Source organism: Streptomyces sp. cg36, assembly GCF_041080675.1.
Lineage (GTDB): Bacteria > Actinomycetota > Actinomycetes > Streptomycetales > Streptomycetaceae > Streptomyces.
The window spans coordinates 3,395,089-3,411,494 of the sequence record NZ_CP163520.1 but is presented as its reverse complement, the minus strand read 5'-3'; the positions used below and the strand labels follow the sequence as shown (position 1 = coordinate 3,411,494).

13 protein-coding genes are annotated in these 16,406 nt (G+C 74.3%); 5 read left to right on the top strand and 8 right to left on the bottom strand.

Annotated features, from left to right (window positions below; all coding sequences use genetic code 11):
* Positions 1-29 precede the first annotated feature (29 nt).
* From AB5J87_RS15150 to AB5J87_RS15130, 5 genes are all read right to left on the bottom strand, one after another.
* Positions 30-788: an ABC transporter ATP-binding protein gene (locus AB5J87_RS15150; RefSeq protein ID WP_369377149.1), complete on the bottom strand. Its 759-nt coding sequence runs from the start codon at positions 786-788 to the stop codon at positions 30-32.
* Positions 772-1,626: an ABC transporter permease gene (locus AB5J87_RS15145; RefSeq protein ID WP_369377147.1), complete on the bottom strand. Its 855-nt coding sequence runs from the start codon at positions 1,624-1,626 to the stop codon at positions 772-774. The genes AB5J87_RS15150 and AB5J87_RS15145 overlap by 17 nt, the downstream gene beginning before the upstream one ends.
* A complete protein-coding gene (locus tag AB5J87_RS15140; protein ID WP_369377146.1) occupies positions 1,623-2,978 on the bottom strand; it encodes an ABC transporter substrate-binding protein in 1,356 nt (451 codons plus the stop codon). Before AB5J87_RS15140 ends, AB5J87_RS15145 begins: the two co-directional genes overlap by 4 nt.
* 13 nt (positions 2,979-2,991) lie before the next feature.
* On the bottom strand, positions 2,992-3,219 hold the full coding sequence (locus AB5J87_RS15135) for a ferredoxin family protein (protein WP_369377143.1): 228 nt from the start codon (positions 3,217-3,219) through the stop codon (positions 2,992-2,994).
* A 177-nt stretch (positions 3,220-3,396) separates the two neighbouring features.
* Entirely contained in the window at positions 3,397-4,167 is a 771-nt protein-coding gene (locus AB5J87_RS15130; protein WP_369377142.1) for a GntR family transcriptional regulator, read from the bottom strand.
* Between the two features lie 301 nt (positions 4,168-4,468).
* Here AB5J87_RS15130 and recQ point away from each other — a divergent pair, with 301 nt between their 5' ends.
* The gene (recQ, locus tag AB5J87_RS15125; RefSeq protein ID WP_369383535.1) at positions 4,469-6,328 is read left to right on the top strand and encodes a DNA helicase RecQ; all 1,860 of its coding nucleotides are present in this window, start codon (positions 4,469-4,471) and stop codon (positions 6,326-6,328) included.
* Positions 6,329-6,762: 434 nt separating this feature from the next.
* On the opposite strand, the gene fahA is transcribed toward recQ, so the two are convergent.
* Complete coding sequence (gene fahA, locus AB5J87_RS15120; protein WP_369377141.1) at positions 6,763-7,986, bottom strand: fumarylacetoacetase; 1,224 nt, start codon at positions 7,984-7,986, stop codon at positions 6,763-6,765.
* Positions 7,987-8,167: 181 nt separating this feature from the next.
* On the opposite strand from fahA, the gene AB5J87_RS15115 reads away from it, so the two are divergent.
* Complete coding sequence (locus tag AB5J87_RS15115; protein ID WP_369377140.1) at positions 8,168-9,415, top strand: ATP-grasp domain-containing protein; 1,248 nt, start codon at positions 8,168-8,170, stop codon at positions 9,413-9,415.
* 19 nt (positions 9,416-9,434) lie between these two features.
* The gene (locus AB5J87_RS15110) at positions 9,435-10,634 is read left to right on the top strand and encodes an FAD-dependent oxidoreductase (protein ID WP_369377137.1); all 1,200 of its coding nucleotides are present in this window, start codon (positions 9,435-9,437) and stop codon (positions 10,632-10,634) included.
* Positions 10,635-10,733: 99 nt separating this feature from the next.
* Here AB5J87_RS15110 and AB5J87_RS15105 read toward each other — a convergent pair whose 3' ends face one another.
* Positions 10,734-12,731: a CocE/NonD family hydrolase gene (locus AB5J87_RS15105; protein ID WP_369377135.1), complete on the bottom strand. Its 1,998-nt coding sequence runs from the start codon at positions 12,729-12,731 to the stop codon at positions 10,734-10,736.
* Positions 12,732-13,009: 278 nt separating this feature from the next.
* On the opposite strand from AB5J87_RS15105, the gene AB5J87_RS15100 reads away from it, so the two are divergent.
* The gene (locus AB5J87_RS15100; RefSeq protein ID WP_369377134.1) at positions 13,010-14,020 is read left to right on the top strand and encodes a polyprenyl synthetase family protein; all 1,011 of its coding nucleotides are present in this window, start codon (positions 13,010-13,012) and stop codon (positions 14,018-14,020) included.
* A 54-nt stretch (positions 14,021-14,074) separates the two neighbouring features.
* On the opposite strand, the gene AB5J87_RS15095 is transcribed toward AB5J87_RS15100, so the two are convergent.
* A complete protein-coding gene (locus AB5J87_RS15095) occupies positions 14,075-14,713 on the bottom strand; it encodes a hypothetical protein (RefSeq protein ID WP_369377133.1) in 639 nt (212 codons plus the stop codon).
* A gap of 405 nt (positions 14,714-15,118) precedes the next feature.
* On the opposite strand from AB5J87_RS15095, the gene AB5J87_RS15090 reads away from it, so the two are divergent.
* Positions 15,119-16,345 (top strand): outer membrane lipoprotein carrier protein LolA, encoded by a 1,227-nt coding sequence (locus tag AB5J87_RS15090; RefSeq protein WP_369377132.1) that lies wholly within the window; start codon positions 15,119-15,121, stop codon positions 16,343-16,345.
* The last annotated feature ends 61 nt before the right edge of the window (positions 16,346-16,406 follow it).

The window sequence follows — 16,406 nt, the reverse complement described above, 5'->3', positions numbered from 1 at the left end:
CGTCGGCTTGGCGGGATGGGGGAGCGCGGTCAGGCGCGCTCGGCGAGCGAGGCGAGCACCTCGCGGCGCAGGGCCGTGGTGGCCGGGTCGTCGTGCGCGGCCCGCTCGCGCGGCCGGGGCACGTCGAGGACGCGTCCGGTGCCGAGCAGGGCGACCCGGTCGCCCAGGAACAGCGCCTCGTCGACGTCGTGGGTGACGAAGACGACGGTCGCTCCGGTGCCGTGCAGCACCTCGACCAGCAACTGCTGCATGGCGGAACGGTTCTGGGCGTCGAGCGCGCCGAACGGCTCGTCCATCAGGACGGCGCGCGGCCGTCCGGCCAGCGCGCGGGCCAGCTGCGCGCGCTGGCGCTGACCGCCCGAGACGTGGTGCGGGAGCCGTCCGGCGTGCGCGGTCAGCCCGACCCGGGCGAGCCACCGGTCGGCCCGCGCGCGGCGCTCGGCGCGGGGCACCCGCTGCACGGCGAGCGGCAGTTCGACGTTGCCGCGCAGGGTGCGCCACGGCAGCAGGGCGTCCTCCTGGAAGACCAGCGCGCGCTCGGCTGAGGGCGCGAGCACCGCGTCGCCGTCCTGGGTGACCCGGCCCGCCAGCGGCGGCAGCAGCCCGGCGAGGGTGCGCAGCAGGGTCGACTTGCCGCAGCCGGAGGGGCCGACCACGGCCAGCACCTCGCCCGCCGCGACGTCGAGGTCGACCCCGTCGAGCGCGGGCGCGCCGGGGCGCCCGAGCGCCGCGCCGCGCAGCGCGAGCGCCGCCCCGGCGACGGCGGGGGCGTCAGACGAACTGGTCATGGGGCACCGCCTCGGTGGTGGGCGTACGGGGCGCGGGAGCGGGGGACCTGGGGGTGCGGACGCGGGGCCCGGGCACGTACGAGGTGCGCGGCAGCCAGCGGGTGAGGCGGCGGCCCAGCCACTCCACGGCGGTGGCGGTGAGCCGGCCGAAAACGCCGATGGTGACCATGCCGACGAAGACACCGGGGTAGTCGACGACCGTGTAGTCCTGCCAGGTGCGGTAGCCCACCCCGTACTCGCCGGAGATCATCTCGGCCGAGATCACACAGATCCACGAGACGCCGACGCCCACCGAGAGGCCGCCGAACACGCCCGGGAGCGCGCCCGGCAGCACCACCGAGCCCAGCACCCGCCACCGGCCGCCGCCCATGGTGCGCACCGCCTCCTCCCAGACCGGGGTGAGCGCGGCCACCGCGTGCCGGGTCGCCACCAGCACCGGGAAGAACGCGGCGGCGAAGGTGATGAAGACGATGCCCTGCTCGTTGGAGGGGAACAGCAGGATCGCGACCGGGACCAGGGCGATCGCCGGGATGGGCCGCAGCACTTCGAGGACCGGGCCCAGCAGGTCGGCGGCGAGCCGGGAGCGGGCGGTCGCGGTGCCCGCGGCGACGCCCGCGACGGCGGCGAGGACGAATCCGACGAGGATCCGGGTGAGGCTGTCGGTCACGTCCTGCCAGTACGTCGCGGTGCCGAGCCGGTCGCCGAACTCCCGGGCCACGTCGGCCACGGTCGGGAACTGCTCGAAGCGCAGCCACAGATCGACGTCCAGCGAGGTCAGCAGCTGCCACAGCCCGAGGGCGGCCACCAGCGACAGCGCGCGCGTCAGCCGCCGCCTCATGAGGCGGCCGAGGTCAGCGCGGCGGCGTACGGGAGGGTCCGCGCGCCGGGGTGGGCGCCGGTGTACCGGGCGGCCACCGACGCCGTCACGAACGGCTTCAGCTCCCCGCCGTCGCGCACCCACACCGCCCGGTCGGCGAACCACAGGGTGCCGGTGGTGGCGTCGGGCACGTACACGGCGCGCACGGTGTCGCGGTGCGCCGCCGCGTAACGCAGCGCCTGCCGGGGCGAGTCGAACTGCTCGGTGCGCTCCGCGCCCTTCAACCACACCTCGCTGTGCGGCGCGGCCCCGGCGAGGGGCCACCGTCGCCCGTAGCCGGCTCCGTAGGCGCGCTTGGCGTACTGGTCGTCGACGAACGCGTCCACGTCCACGTCACCGACCAGCTTCGCCGCCTTGAGGACCGGCACGTCCTGCTTGAGCGCGTCGACCAGCCGGGGCTGGAGCGTCGGGTCGAAGGTGGCGATGCCGTGGGCGCCGTTGTAGAGGTAGACCACCTCGGCGGGCAGCCCGGTCGCCGTCGCCACCGTCTCCGCCGCCGCCACCGGATGCTCGCGCAGATAGGCCGTGGCGGTGAGCTGTGCCCGCAGGAACGCTTCGAGCACGGCGGGGCGCTTCTTCGCGAAGTCCTCGCGCGCGGTGACGCCGTGGAACGTCGGCAGGTTCAGCTCGGCCCCGTCGTACAGCGCCCTGGCCTTGCCCTGGAAGGCCAGCAGCCCCGGCCAGGCCACGAACTGCGACAGCGCGTCCGCGCTGCCCGCGCCCAGCGCCGAAGCGCCCACCGCGGGCTGCTGGTTGACCTTGTGGATGTCCTTGTCCGCGTCGAGCCCGGCGCGTTGCAGCGCCCGTACGAGGGTGCCGTCGGCGGCCGAGCCGATACTGGTCGACACCTTCTTGCCGCGCAGGTCACCCAGATCGGTGAGTGTGGAATCCAGCGCTGTGACTATGGTGTTGAGGCCGCCGCGCAGGTTGTAGCCGGTGACCGAGACGAGCCGGGTCGGACGGCCCAGCTGCTTGCCGCGCGCGGCGTTGATCAGCAACGGGAAGTCGCCCATCGACCCTATGTCGATCTTTCCGGCGGTCATCTGCGCGGTGATGGGCGCGCCCGTCGCGTAGTCCTCCCACTTCACCTTGTAGGTGACGCCGTCCTTCCTGCCGCGCTCGGCCAGCTCGTGCTCGAAGGCGCCGAGCGAGCGCAGCAGGGTGCCCGCGGTCACGGTGTTGATGGTCTTGGACTGGTAGCCCACGGTCACGGTGACCGTCCTGGCGCCGCCCGCCCGGGCGTCCCCGCCGCAGCCGGTGAGGGGCAGGAGCAGGGCGGCGGCGGCGATACCGGCGGTGGTCGTGCGTTTCATCGGATTCGGCCTCTCACCTGAGTAGATAGGGCATGTTGACCGTGACGGCCCCGGTGGGGCACCGGGCGGCGCAGGGGCCGCAGTACCAGCACTCGTCGACGTGCATGTACGCCTTGCCGCTGTCCGGGTGGATGGCGAGCGAGTCGAGCGGGCACATCTCGACGCAGAGGGTGCAGCCGTCGATGCACTTGGACTCGTCGACGGTCACGGGCACGTCGGCCCGCTGGGGCGCCAGGGGCATGGCTGTCTCCAGGGAAGGGGTGCGGCGGGGGTACGGGGGCGGGGCGCGGCACGCCGGGCGGCCACGTCCACGGGCCGTGGATCACACGGTCCGGGTCAGGCGGCGCGGCGTCCGGTGCGGGTCGGGCGGCCGGGGTCGTGCGGTGCACACGGGGGTACGCGGGGGCGCACGGGCGGGTCACGCCGTGCGGTGCAGGACGCCGCTCATGGTGATGCGGTCGCCCCGGAAGCGGATGAACTCCAGGTCCACCGGGCGGCCGTCGCGCAGACGGGTGAGCCGTTCCAGCATCAGGACGGCGGCCCCGCGCGGGGCCTGGAGGACGGCGGCGGAGTGCGCGTCGGCGCTGACGGCCTCCAGGGTGATGTCGGCGGAGCCGAGCGACTGCCCGGTCAGGGTCTCGATCAGCCGGAAGACATCGGTGTTCTCCAGGTCGCAGCCGATCAGCTCGGCCCCGATGTCCATCGGGATGTAGGTGAGGTCGAGGGAGAGCGGCAGACCGTTCAGCAGGCGCAGCCGCTCGATGTAGAGCACGTCTGCGTGCTCGGGGACGCCCAGGCGCCCGGCCACCGGAGCGGGCGCGGGCACCGGCCCGGCCGTGCGCACCACGTTGGTGACCGCGCCGTGCTCGTGCAGGGTCTCGGCGAGGCCCTGCAGCCGGTCGAGGCCGTGCGCGTACTTCTCGCAGACCACCACCGTGCCCACGCCGGGCTGCCGCTCCACCAGGCCCTCCGCCCGCAGCAGGTCGAGCGCCTGGCGGACGGTGTTGCGCGAGACCCGGTAGTCGGCGCCGATCGCGTCCTCCAGCGGCAGCACCCCGCCGGGGAAGCCGCCCGAGAGCGCCTGGCGGCGCAGCAGGTCGGCGAGCTGCCGCGCCCGGTCCGCGCGCAGCCTGCGCCGACGGGCGGCGGAGACGGGCGCGGTGCGCTCTCGGGTGCGTTCGGCTGGCATGCGCTGGACCATACCGACGGCCGGGGCGAAGTGGTGTTGCCACAGTGTTGCGCCACCTGTGGATAACTTTGCGCCCACTCTGACCTGCGGTTTCGCGCCCGTACGAGGGAGATCTGCCAGGACGGCGGCGGGGGGCGTCGGCCCGGGCCCCTATCGTGGCAGAGGTGGCGGAGTTACGAGGACGACGGGCGGGGACGCAGCGATGATCGGGACGGACGAAACGGGCGTGACGGGCGGAGCGGAAGGGCTCGCGGCCGGAGCGGAAGGGCTCGCGGCCGGAGCGGAAGGGCTCTCGGCAGGTGTGGACGGGCTCGCGGGCGGCGCGGCGGGCGAGAGCGAGGCGCTGCGCACCCTGCACCGGGTGTTCGGCTACGACAGCTTCCGCGGTGACCAGGGCGAGGTCATCGAGCACGTGGTGGCGGGCGGCGACGCGGTGGTGCTCATGCCGACCGGCGCCGGGAAGTCGCTCTGCTACCAGATCCCGGCCCTCGTCCGGCCCGGCACGGGTGTGGTGGTCTCCCCGCTGATCGCCCTCATGCAGGACCAGGTGGACGCGCTGCGGGCGCTCGGCGTGCGCGCCGGGTTCATCAACTCCACCCAGGACTTCGACGAGCGCCGCACGGTGGAGGCCGAGCTGCTGGCGGGCGAGCTGGACCTGCTCTACCTGGCGCCGGAGCGGCTGCGGGTGGAGGCCACCCTCGATCTGCTCTCCCGCGCCAAGATCTCCGTCTTCGCGATCGACGAGGCGCACTGCGTGGCGCAGTGGGGCCACGACTTCCGGCCCGACTACCTGGCGCTCTCCCTGCTCGGCGAGCGCTGGCCGGACGTGCCGCGCATCGCGCTCACCGCGACGGCGACCCGGGTCACCCACAAGGAGATCACCGACCGGCTGGTGATGCCGCGGGCGCGCCACTTCGAGGCCAGCTTCGACCGGCCGAACATCCAGTACCGGGTGGTGTCCAAGAGCGACCCCAAGAAGCAGCTCCTCGCCTTCCTGAAGGAGGAGCACGAGGGCGACGCGGGCATCGTCTACTGCCTGTCCCGGGCCTCGGTGGAGAAGACCGCGCAGTACCTGTGCGACAACGGGGTGGCGGCGGTGCCGTACCACGCGGGCCTGGACGCGGGCACGCGCGCGAGGCACCAGTCGCGCTTCCTGCGGGAGGACGGCCTGGTCGTGGTGGCGACCATCGCGTTCGGCATGGGCATCGACAAGCCGGACGTGCGGTTCGTGGCCCATCTGGACCTGCCGAAGTCGGTCGAGGGCTACTACCAGGAGACCGGCCGCGCGGGCCGTGACGGCCTGCCGTCCACGGCCTGGATGGCGTACGGCCTCCAGGACGTCGTCCAGCAGCGCAAGATGATCCAGAGCGGCGAGGGCGACGAGGCGTTCCGCCGCCGGGCCGCCGCGCACCTCGACGCGATGCTGGCGCTGTGCGAGACCGCCGAGTGCCGCCGCGCCCAGCTCCTCGGCTACTTCGGCCAGGAGGCCGCGGCCGAGCGCTGCGGCAACTGCGACACCTGTCTGACCCCGCCCGAGACCTGGGACGGGACGGTGGCCGCGCAGAAGGTGCTCTCGACGGTGGTGCGGCTGGAGCGGGAGCGGCGCCAGAAGTTCGGCGCGGGCCAGATCATCGACATCCTGCTCGGCCGCAAGACGGCCAAGGTCATCCAGTTCGACCACGACGGCCTGTCGGTGTTCGGCATCGGCGAGGAGCTCTCCGAGGCGCAGTGGCGGGGCGTGGTGCGGCAGTTGCTGGCCCAGGGCCTGCTGGCGGTGGAGGGGGAGTACGGGACGCTGGTGCTGACGGAGACCAGCGCCGAGGTCCTCGGGCGCAAGCGCGAGGTCCGGCTGCGTGCGGAGCCCGCGAAGCCGGAGCGCGCGCCCCGCGCGCGGGGCGCGGCCAAGGCGAAGGCGGCCCCGGCCGACTTCCCGGAGGAGGCGGCCCCGCTCTTCGAGGCGCTGCGCGCCTGGCGGGCCGCGCAGGCCAAGGAGCAGGGCGTCCCGGCGTATGTGATCTTCCATGACGCGACCCTGCGGGAGATCGCCGTCGCCCGTCCCGGCTCGGTGGCCGAGCTGGGCACCATCGCCGGGGTGGGCGAGAAGAAGCTGGCGACGTACGGGGAGGGCGTGCTGGAGGTGCTGACGGGGGAGGGGGAGTAGCCGGGGCGGGCGTCGGCCCCGGCCGCGGGGGCGCGGTGGCCGCACCCCCGCCCGCCGGGGCGTGAGTCCCGCCGACGCCCCGCCGGCCGAGGGGAAGCCCGCCGGAGGCGGGAGCCCGCCGGAGCGGCTCCCGGCGGCTCCTGGACTCTCCGACCATGAGCCGCCGATCAGGAGCCCGCGATCAGGACTCCGCGATCGAGAGCCGCCGATCAGGAGCCCGCGACCATGAGCCCGCGACCAGGAGCCGCCGACCAGGACTCCGCGACCAGGACTCGGCGATGCGGAGTCCGCGACCAGGACTCCGCGACCATGAGCCGCCGATCAGGAGCCCGCGACCAGGAGCCGCCGACCAGGAGTCCGCGACCAGGACTCCGCGACCAGGACTCCGCGATCGAGAGCCGCCGACCAGGACTCCGCGATCGAGAGCCGCCGATTCAGGACGCGACGACGCGGCCGGTGACCTCGCCGAGGCCCACTCGGACGCCGTCCGGGCCCGGGGCCCAGGCGGTCATGGTGACGACGTCGCCGTCCTCCAGGAACGTCCGCTTGCCGGTGGGCAGTTCCATCGGCTCCGTACCGTTCCAGGTCAGCTCCAGGAAGGAGCCGCGCTGGTCCCGCTCGGGGCCGCTGACCGTGCCCGAGCCGTAGACGTCGCCGGTGCGCAGCGAGGCGCCGTTGACCGTCATGTGGGCGAGCTGCTGGGCGGCGGTCCAGTACATGCCGGCGAACGGCGGCTCGGCGACCAGCTGCCCGTTGAGCGCCACCGAGATGCGGATGTCGAAGCCGCCGGGGACCTCGGCCGCCGCGTCGTCGAGGTAGGGCAGCAGCGGGAAGTCCCGCGCGGGCGGGGCCACCCGGGCGTCGCGGAGCGCCTCCAGCGGGGTGACCCAGGCGGAGACGGAGGTGGCGAAGGACTTGCCGAGGAACGGGCCGAGCGGGACGTACTCCCACGCCTGGATGTCCCGCGCCGACCAGTCGTTCAGCAGGAAGAGCCCGAAGACGTGGTCCTCGAAGGAGGCCAGGTCCACCGGCTTGCCCAGCGGCGAGGGGGTGCCCACCACGAAGCCCACCTCGGCCTCGATGTCCAGCTTCACCGAGGGGCCGAAGACCGGCGCCGGGTCGGCGGGCGCCTTGCGCTGGCCGTGCGGGCGGGCCACGTCCGTGCCGGAGACCACGATCGTGCCCGAGCGGCCGTGGTAACCGATGGGCAGGTGCTTCCAGTTGGGGGTGAGCGCGTCGCCGTCCGGGCGGAAGATCCGGCCCACGTTGGTGGCGTGGTGCTCGCTCGCGTAGAAGTCGACGTAGTCCGAGACCTCGTACGGCAGGTGCAGGGTGACCGTGTCCAGCGGGTGCAGCAGCGGCTCTATGTCGGGCCGGTGCGCGGGCACGGTGACCCAGGCGGTGAGCGCCCGCCGGACGTCGCGCCAGGCGGTGCGCCCGGCGGCGAGCAGCGGGTTGAGCGTCGGCCGGGCGAGCAGCGCCGCGTACGGGGAGCCGAGCGCGTGCGCGGCGGCCCCCGCGTCCAGGACGTGGTCGCCGATGCGGACGCCGACGCGGCGGTGGTCGGGAGCGTCGGGCGTGGAGAAGACGCCGTACGGAAGGTTGTGCGGGCCGAAGGGGTCGCCCTCGGCCAGGTCGAGCGGGCTCTGCTCGGACATCTGTGCCTGCCTCGCTTTCCACGGGTGTGGAGGACACGTTACGTCGGCGGTGGTGGCGCGGGCAGTGTCTAAAGAGTTCGTAATGCCCGGAAAATCCACCTCCGGAAGGGGTGATTCCCCCTTACCTTCCTTGCCGGGACCCGAACGCGGCGAGGGGGCCGTGCGTTCCGAGGGGGGACTGGTGTCGCGCAGCACGCTGTGCACGGCCGACCGGACCGTGCCCGCACTCATCGTCAAGATCGGCAACTATCCGCTGCACCACGGAGGCGTCGCCGCGATCCGCACCCTCGGCAGACTGGGGGTGCCGGTGTACGCGGTGACCGAGGACCGCTGGACCCCGGCGGCCCACTCCCGCTATCTGCGCCGGGCGTTCACCTGGCCCACCACCGGCCGCGAGGACCCCGGCGCCCTGGTCCGGGGCCTGGCGGGGATCGGCCGCCGGATCGGGCGTCCGGCCGTGCTGGTGCCCACCGACGAAGAGGCCGCCGTGCTGATCGCCGAGCACCGCGCGGAGCTGGCCGGGCCCTTCCTCTTCCCGGCCGTGGACCCCGCACTGCCCCGGCGGCTCGCCAGCAAGCGCGGGCTGCACGAACTCTGTGTGGAACACGGGGTGCCGTCCCCGGCGGCGGCCTTCCCCGACAGCTACGGCGAGGTCGAGGACTTCGCCCGGCACGCCCGCTTCCCGCTGGTCGCCAAGAACCGCGAGGCGTTCGTGCGCCGCGCGCGGCCCGCCGTGCGCGGCACCACCCGGGTCGAGAGCGCCGCCCATCTGCTCGCGCTCGCCCGGGGCTGGGGGGAGCGGCCCGGCGTCGTCCTCCAGGAGTACCTGCCGCGCGAGGACGCCGAGGACTGGATCGTGCACGCCTACTTCGACGAGAACGCGGCACCGCTGGCGATGTTCACCGGCGTCAAGGTGCGCGCCTGGCCGCCGCACGCGGGGATGACGGCCACCGCGTACGTCGTCGACAACCCGGAACTGGCGCTGCTGGCCGAGCAGTTCGTCAAGCGGATCGGATACAGCGGCATCGCCGATCTCGATCTGCGCTTCGACCGGCGCGACGGGCGCTACAAGCTCCTCGACTTCAACCCCCGGATGGGCGCCCAGTTCCGGCTCTTCGAGAGCGCGGCCGGCGTCGACGTCGTACGGGCCCAGCACCTGCACCTCACCGGCCGCCCGGTCCCCGAGGGCGAACAGCGGGCCGGGCGGCGCTATGTGGTGGAGAACATCGACCTGCCCGCGCTCCTCGCGTACCGGCGCGGCGGCTACACCACCCCGCACGCGCCCGTGCGCCCCACCGGCACGGAACTCGCCTGGCTCGCCCGCGACGACCCCCGCCCGTTCCTCACCATGCTGGCCCGCCTCGCGCGGCCGGGCGCCGCGCACCTCTACCAGCTGTGGCGGAGCTCCCGCCGCGTGCCCGTCGACTGACCAGCGAGGAGACTGCCACGTGATTCGTCCGGTAGCTGTCATCGGGGCGGGGCCCTACGGGCTGTCGAGCGCCGCGCACCTGCGCGGCCGGGGGATACCGGTCCGCGTCTTCGGCTCGCCGATGGTGAGCTGGCGCGCGCACATGCCCGCGGGCATGGTCCTCAAGTCGACGCCGTCCGCCTCCGCCATCGACGCGCCCCAGCCGGGCCACACCCTGGTCGACTTCTGCGCCGACACCGGGACCCGGCGCCACGAGTCCGACTGGGACCTGATCCCGGTGGCGGACTTCGCCGCGTACGGGCAGTGGTTCGCCCGGCGGCTGCTGCCGGACCTGGAGGACGTCCGGGTGGTCTCGGTGGACCGGGCCCGGGGCGGGCACTTCGAGGTGAAGCTCGACTCGGGCGAGTCCTTCGAGGCGCACGCGGTGGTGGTCGCCACCGGGCTCACGGGCCTGGCCCGGATGCCCCGGGAGCTGGCGGCGGCCGTCCCCGACGGCCCCCGTGCCACCGGCCCCGTCTCGCACGCCTCCCAGCACGCCGACCTCTCCCGCTTCGCGGGCCGCGAGGTCCTGGTGGTCGGGGCGGGCCAGTCGGCGCTGGAGAGCGCGGTGCTGATGGCGGAGGCGGGGGCGGACGTACGGATCGTGGCGCGCCGCCCCGGGGCGGTCCGCTTCGGCGCGGCCCCCGACCGGCAGAGCCGCCTCAGCCCCGGCTCGCCCTTCGGCCGGGCCTGGTCGCTGTACGCCTTCTCGTACCACGCCACCCACTTCCGCCATCTGCCCGCGCCCGCCCGGCACCACCTGGTGCGCACGGTGCTCGGGCCGCTCGGGGCGTGGTGGCTGCGCGAGCGGTTCACCGGGCGGGTGGCCGTGACCGAGGGGCGCCGAGTGGTGCGGGCGCGGGTCGAGGGCGGGCGCCCGGTCCTGACGCTGAGCGGCGGCACCGGCCCGCAGCGCGAACTCGCCGCCGACCACGTGCTGGCGGCGACCGGCTACCGGATGGACGTGGCCGCCCTCGACTTCCTCGGCCCGGGCCTGCGCACCCGGCTCGCCACCACCCGGGGCGCCCCGGTCCTGGACGCGGGGTACCGGTCGACGGTGCCGGGGCTGTACTTCACGGGGCTGCCCGCCGCCTCCTCGTTCGGGCCGGTGATGCGGTTCGTGTGCGGCACGGAGTACGCCTCGCCGAGGCTGGCCGCGGCGGTGGCGGCCGGACGCTGACGGGCCGGTGGCGGCCCGGGGGCGAACGGGCCGGTGGCGGCCGGGAGCTGACGGGGCGACGGCGGACAGGGCCCGAACGGGTCCGCGCGCGGCGGGAGTTCAGCCCGCCGTGCGCGGGAGGCGCTGCTCCCAGGTGCGGTGGAACACGACCTCGTCGCCGTCGCGGCACACCACCTCGTCCGAGGTGATGAAGTCCGCGGCGTCGCAGGAGATCTCCGAGCGGGTGGTGACCGTCACGTCCCAGCCGAGCTCGGGCCGGTGCAGCCGGACCGTCCAGTGCGCGCGGGCCCGCGCGGAGAGCGGGTCCGACTCGTCGACGGTGTACGTCTCGTGGCCCTCCTCGGTGTGTTCGAGCCCGTCGGGGTGGACCCGGGTGCCGCCGTACCCGGGCTCCACCTCCAGGCGCCACTCGCCCCGGGCGACGTCGCGCACCACCAGCCGGCGCGGGCGCGGCTCGTCCAGCGGCTCCGGCGCGGCCACGCCCAGCGGCGCCGACTGCTCGGGCGGCGCGAAGGCGAGCGCGTCCCGGGTCGGTCCGCGCAGCGGCAGGGTCAGCGAACTGCCCGCCGGTTCCAGGGTGAAGCCCACCGAGTCCGCCTGCGGCCAGAGCCAGGGCCAGTACGCGGAGGAGACGGCCAGCCGGACGCGATGGCCGGGCGGGAAGCAATGGCCGGCGCCGCCGAGCGGAAACGTCACGTCCAGGGTGGCGCCCAGCGGCCAGGCGTCCGCGCGGTCCGCTCCCTCGCGCGCGGACAGGTTCAGCGCGCCCCGGGTGACGAGCGTGGACGAGCCGTCCGGCGCCACGTCGCACAGGCGCGCGGCCACCTGCCCGAACGGCACGTCCATGCGCAGCCGCAGGGTCACCTCGGGCCGCCCCAGGACCTCGACGGGCGGCCCCTCGTGCGGCACCGCGAAGTCGAACGCCGCCGAGTACGCGTCCTCGGCGCGCTGGTCCGGCGCCAGGTCCGCGTCCTCGCCGGCCGGGCGGAAGGGACCCGCGTCCATCCCGGTGTGCTGCGGCGAGCCCACCCGGACCGGGCCGCCGCCGAGCGCGTGGACGACGGGCGCGACGTGCGGCGAGGGCCAGGCCGGGTCGCCCACCCAGCGGCCCGGCAGCTCGCCGGGGCGGGGGGCGGGCCGGTACGAACCGGTCAGCCAGGAGCGCAGCCGCGGCTCGTCGAGCACCCCGCTCTCCCGGCCCCCGAGCCACTGGTCCCACCAGCGCAGGCTCTCCTGGAGGAAGCCGATCGCGGGCCCGGGCGGCAGCTCCCGGTCCGGGTACTGGCGCGCCCAGGGGCCGATCAGCCCGCGCACCCGGTCCGGCGCCAGCTCGGCCACCAGCCGCAGCACGGTGTCGCGGCCCGGGTCGCACCAGCCGCCCACCGCGAGCACGGCCGCGCGGATGCGCCCGTACTCCTCGCGCAGGCCGTGGCTCCGCCAGTGCGCGTCGCGGGTCTGGTGGCCGAGCCAGGTGTGGAGGGCGGGCCGCAGGGCCGCGAGCCGGGCCGGCCACATCTCCCGCCACTCCGCGCCGACGTGGGCCGGGTCCGGCGGGAGCGCGGTGCGGGCGAGGAGCGCCGCCGAGCGTCCGTGCATGTCCTCCGCGAGGACGGAACCTCCCAGGTAGGGACCGTCGTTGTCATGGAGGTCGTCCGAGGAGCAGACGGTGACGACCGCTTTGAGCGGCTCGGGCGCGAGGGCCGCGATCCGGAGGGAGTTGACGCCGCCCCAGCCGATCCCGAACATGCCGACCCCGCCGTCGCACCAGGGCCGGCGCGCCAGCCATTCGACGACCGCGACCCCGTCCGCGAGCTCCTGGGCGTCGTGCGGCTCGCCCGGCAGCCCCTCGCTGTTGCCGTGCCCGCGCACGTCGACGCGTACGGAGGCGTAGCCGTGCCCCGCGTACCAGGGGTGGCGCTGCGCGTCGCGCGCCGCGCTCGCGTCGGTGAGCCGGTCCGGCGCGTACTCCAGCAGCGCCGGTACGGGCCGGTCGGTCTCGGGGCGCCAGATCCGCGCGTACAGCCGCGTCCCGTCGGCGAGCGGGACGCGCACGTCCGCGCGGGTGGTGGCGTACGGGAAATCGGTCCGGATGCGCATGGTGGCCTCGGTCGGTGGACGGGGTACTCGGTGCGCCCGGGCCGGGCACGGCCGTACGTGCGCGGGGCGCTCTTCGGGGACCCGGCGTACGCACGGACAAAACGCCCATGAGTGGTCGAACAAGTCGATCACGAACATACCGGGGTGTATGGGACTGTGCGCGCGGGGTGACGGGAAGGCGCCCACGGTGATCGAACAACGACCGGATACGCTGACTTGAGTGAAGGCAGCGACACATCGACAATCCGTGTGATCGTCAGCAGACAGGAGTACCCCTCGTGACCGTCGTCGGGCCGTTCGGGCTGAGCGTGCGGGACCAGGCTCTTGAGGCCGATGTCCAGACCGGATTGGCGGCAGTCGAGGCGGGTCTGCTCGACGCCACCAAGAGCGAGGTCCCCTTCATCACGGAAGCCGCGCAGCACCTCGCGCGGGCCGGTGGCAAACGCTTCCGGCCGCTGCTCGTGATGCTCGCCGCGCAGTTCGGCGACCCCTACGCCCCGGGCGTCGTGCCCTCGGCCGTGGTCGTGGAGCTCACGCACCTGGCGACGCTCTACCACGACGACGTCATGGACGAGGCCGAGGTCCGGCGCGGGGTGCCCAGCGCCAACGTGCGCTGGGGCAACTCGGTGGCGGTCCTCACCGGCGACTTCCTCTTCGCCCGGGCCTCGCACATACTGGCCGACCTGGGCCCGGAGGCGGTGCGCATCCAGGCCGAGGCGTTCGAACGGCTGGTCACGGGCCAGATCCTGGAGACCGCCGGCCCGCGCGACGGCCGCGACCCGGTGGACCACTACCTCGACGTGCTCTCCGGGAAGACCGGCTCGCTGGTGGCCGTCTCCGGCCGGTTCGGCGCGATGATGTCGGGCGCCGACGAGTCGGTCGTGGACATCCTCACGCAGTACGGCGAGCGGCTCGGCATCGCGTTCCAGCTGGCCGACGACGTGCTGGACATCGCCAGCGACTCGCACGAGTCCGGCAAGACCCCCGGCACCGACCTGCGCGAGGGCATCCCAACGCTGCCGGTGCTGCACCTGCGGGCCCAGGCCGCGCAGTACGGGCACCCGGACGACCTGGAGCTCGTCGCGCTGCTCGACGGCGACCTGACGGACGACGCGCGCCACGCCGAGGCCCTGCGCCGGCTGCGGGTGCACCCGGCGCTCGAACAGGCCCGCCGGGACACCGTGCGCTACGCCGAGGAGGCCCGGGCCACCCTGGCACCGCTGCCCGAGGGCTACGCGAAGTCGGCCCTGGAGGAGCTGTGCGACGCGGTGGTGCACCGGGCGGGTTAGCGCCCCAGGGGCGCCCCCGGGCGCCCCTGCCCGCCGCTCCTCGGCGGCACGGGCTCAGTAGCCGGAGCCGTTGCCCGCGTCCGCGCCGCCGGTGTCGCCGCCCGTCGTGGTGCCTCCGTTCGTCGTGCCGCCATGGGTGTCGGACCCGCCGGAGGTGGTGCCGCCGCCGGTGTCGGAGGTGGCCTTGGCGCCGCTCGGGGTGATCGCGAACCAGGTGCCGCCCGCCCCCTGCCCGTACGCCTCGCGGGGCTCGTCGTCCTTGGCGTACCGGTAGAGCGGCCAGCCCGCGAGGGTCAGCTGCCGGGTGCCGTCCGGGCGGGTGACCGAGCCGACCAGGGCCTTGTCGATGCCCTTGAGGTCCAGGGCGCCGGTGGCGGGCGCCGGGGCCGGGGGCCAGATCGCGGCGCAGGCGGCCAGGCAGTTCGAGCGGGACGGCTTGGCGGTGTCCTGGTCGAAGCGGTAGAGCACGTACCCCTTGCTGTCGGTGACGACCGTGCCGACCTTGTCGACCTTCGCCGCGCTGAGCGTGGCTCCGGCCGGGGCCGCCGGGGTCGGTTTCGCGGGGGCCGTCGTGGTGGCCGACGGCTTCTCGGTCCTGCTGCTGTTGCCACTGCTGCCGCATCCCGTGGCCGCGAGCGCGAGGACGGCGGTCCCGGCGGCCGCGCCGACGGCGAGGCGATGGACGGTGAGCATGGCGATCCCCTTTGGTGGTGCCGATTGCTCTCACTCGGGTATACGGATTCCAGGCCATATCGACTCGAACACCCGCACTGGTGATGATGCGGCCCGGACCACCGGGGTGAGAGCGGAGACGCGCCCGGGCATCCCGTACGTGTGCCCGGCCCGCGCGCCCCAACTCCCCGTCCGCTTCTGACAGGTACGGGACGGGGAACCCCTACGGGAGGGGTTACTCCGCGGGGATCACTGTCATCCCAGAGAGGTACGCCAGGTTGCTCCCCCGGGCTGACGCCTTACGGCGGCCGATTTGGTCAGATGGACAACACCACTCCTGACCAATTCGGGTGAGAATGGCGGCGCGGGGTGGACGAGAGCGCAGCAGGACGGACGGACGCCGCCGACCACGGAGGTAAGGCACACATGGCACCGAACGACAGCGCACACACCACCGAGGAGGCCAGGGACCTCGTCGCGGGCCGCCGCAAGGCCGCGCGGTATCTGGTCCCGGTCGGGGTGGCGGGGGTGGCGGCCGCGACGATCGGGCTGGTCCCGGCGCTCGCGGCTTCAGGTGACCCCGATCTGCCGAAGATCAGCGCACAGCAGCTCATCGAGAAGATCGCCGCGTCGGACGCCCAGCAGCTGTCCGGCACGGTGAAGATCAACACGGATCTGGGGCTCCCGTCCGTCGACGGGCTCGCCTCGCTCGGCCCCAAGCGCACCGGGGGCGGGGGCGGTTCGTCCGCCTCTCCCGACAGCAAGCTGATGGAGCTCGCCTCCGGCAAGCACACCCTGCGGGTGGCGTCCGACGGCCCGGACCGCCAGAAGCTGTCGGTCCTGGACAAGGCGTCGGAGTACAGCGTCATCCACAACGGCGCCGACGTGTGGGCGTACGACAGCGCGTCCAACCAGGTCTACCACTCCAAGCGGGCCGCCGACGGCAAGAAGGAGCTCGGCGGCCACCCGGGCAAGGCGCCCGGGGCCGTGCCGACCACGCCCAAGGCGATGGCCGAGCAGGCCCTGAAGGCCGTCGACCCCACCACCTCGGTGACGGTGGACGGCACGCTGCACGTGGCCGGGCGCGACGCCTACCAGCTGGTGATCAAGCCGAAGCAGTCCGGCTCGACCATCGGCGCGATCCGCATCGCGGTCGACGCCAAGAACGGCGTGCCGCTGAAGTTCGTGCTCGCGCCGGCCGGCGGGGGCAAGGCCGTGATCGACGCGGGCTTCACCAAGGTGGACTTCGGCAAGCCGTCGGCCTCGACCTTCGACTTCACCGCGCCCAAGGGCGCCAAGGTCACCCAGGACGACGGCAAGGCGCACGGCGGCAAGGCCCCGAACGGCCCCCGGGGCCAGGAGTCCAAGGGGCTGAACGTCATCGGCAAGGGCTGGACCGCGGTCTACCGCCTGGACGCTCCCGGCGGGAAGGACACCGCGGGCCTGGTCTCCGGCAAGGGCGACATGAGCAAGGTCCCGCCGGAGGCCCAGAAGTTCATGAACTCGCTGGGCGACCACGTCACCGGCAAGTTCGGCTCGGGCACCGTCTTCAAGACCCGGCTGATCAACGCCCTGATGACCGACGACGGCAAGGTCTACGTGGGCGCGGTCAGCAAGGACGCGCTGGTGAACGCGGCGAACGCGGCCAAGTAGCGCCACGCGACAGGGGGCGGGGCAGCAAGGGGGAGGGGGACCCGGTTCCCCCTCCCCACCC